General features: G+C 33.0%; 4 pseudogenes. 2 read left to right on the top strand and 2 right to left on the bottom strand.

The window, feature by feature from the left end:
• A pseudogene (locus TY19_RS02070) lies at positions 1–330 on the bottom strand (hypothetical protein); the annotation flags it as partial.
• Positions 331–1,114: 784 nt separating this feature from the next.
• On the opposite strand from TY19_RS02070, the pseudogene TY19_RS02065 reads away from it, so the two are divergent.
• Both TY19_RS02065 and TY19_RS02060 read left to right on the top strand, forming a co-directional pair.
• Positions 1,115–1,288 (top strand): annotated as a pseudogene (locus TY19_RS02065) (transposase); the annotation flags it as partial.
• A gap of 94 nt (positions 1,289–1,382) precedes the next feature.
• Positions 1,383–1,568, top strand: a pseudogene (locus tag TY19_RS02060) (hypothetical protein); the annotation flags it as partial.
• Here the strand turns inward: TY19_RS02060 and TY19_RS26690 are convergent.
• Positions 1,529–1,623: pseudogene (locus TY19_RS26690) on the bottom strand (IS5/IS1182 family transposase); the annotation flags it as partial. The pseudogenes TY19_RS02060 and TY19_RS26690 overlap by 40 nt on opposite strands.

The raw sequence follows: 1,623 nt of genomic DNA, 5'->3' as shown, positions 1-1,623 counted from the left end.
CAAAGCCAGAGGATGTTGCAGGGTTTCTTGAAATTGCCCCGACCACAAATTTTTGAAATAGGGTGATTTTTCCTTTAATAAAGCTAGCTGAAAAAAAGAAATAGTTAGAGAAGTTCCCTCTTGAAAGTTTAATTGAATTTCTTCAGATGAAACTGAAAGATCGGAAGCTAGAATCGTTGGCGCACTAGTTTCCTGTGTATTAGGCAAGGGATTGTCTAAGGCATTATTCTCATCCACAAGAGGGTCATTAATCCCTTGAGATTGAGAGTAAGAAGAAGCCATTGTATTAACAAAATAACTAGAATTAAGCCCAAAATTAGAAATATTCAAAATGACCATCCCACTGAGTAAAATAAATTTTAATTTATAAATGTTTTAACAACATAATGTATAGATAAAAATCATGGAAATAAAGTTTCATTAAAAATTAAATAAGACTCAATATAATTCAAATATAAACTTCTTAGTTTTTAATTTGAAAATGCCTTAAGTCTACGAGACTATATGATAACTAAATAAATGGGCTACAAGAGATCTAAAATTTTAAAATTTACTAACCCTAGCATTATAGGTAAACCATAAGGATTATTTTTTGGACAACCAGATGAATGGATTGTAAGAATATCAATTGATCTCTTGGTTTTATGAATGTCTATTTTGATTGGTTAATGACAAATCTTCTGGTTTAAAAGATTTCCATCTTGTTGTCCAATCACATATTTATCCAACAAACCATATAACCAACCGTATTATTTAAAAAACTTAAAGTTATACGAGCTTCATTCATGATATAGATAAACAGGTCAACCGCTACAGAGTAGCCTTTTGCAGCAACCTAGTGTAATACTGTTTGACTATATGTATTTGCCATGCCACATAAAACTAAAATTTTCCTATCAATTTTAATTGTTTTTGATCTTTGTATAAATGTTTTAGAAAGTTGTTTGTGGATAATTGATTGCTTACATTTTTGCCCGAAGAAGTCATCTTTGTATGATTTTAACTTGCTGATGGCCAATCTAATTGAAAATAGAATTGGTTTAGATTTGTAGTGCTCCCCAAATGAACCGAACCATCTGGCTTGCTTCTAAGATATAGGAGTAAAACTAGATTTATGACTAATTATAATAAATTAATTACATCAGTAGAAAGAAGAAGACGATGGTCCTTAGAAGAAAAAAAACAGATCATTGAAAAAACATATCAAGAAGGTCAATCTGTTTCCCGAATAGCAAGGAGATATGATATAATATTAAGTCAACTTTTTGCATGGAGAAGGCAGAAGGATCACTAATCTCTTGAAGAGGATAGTAAGAAGGAGCCGTTGTAGGGACAAGTTGACTAGATAGTGTAGTCACGAGACTTCTGCCCATATAACTGGTCGAGAATACGATAAAGATCTCTATAAGTTAAGGCATTTGGTGGAAAATGCATTTTTACATTTGAAGCGCTGGAGAGGAATAGCGACCCGTTATGCAAAGAACACAGCCTCATTCTTGGCTGCAGTCCATATTAGATGTATAGTTATGCGATTCTTTCGTGGAGGAATCACCACTTGCATTCTCTGACTTATAGCTTGCTCAACGATTGCGTCGCTATCATATCCTTTGTCTGCCAGTAACC

The sequence above is a fragment of the Candidatus Protochlamydia sp. R18 genome, assembly GCF_000648255.1.
Classification (GTDB): domain Bacteria; phylum Chlamydiota; class Chlamydiia; order Chlamydiales; family Parachlamydiaceae; genus Protochlamydia; species Protochlamydia amoebophila.
Note: the sequence above shows the minus strand (reverse complement) of the source record. Positions and strands in the feature narration are given on the sequence as shown.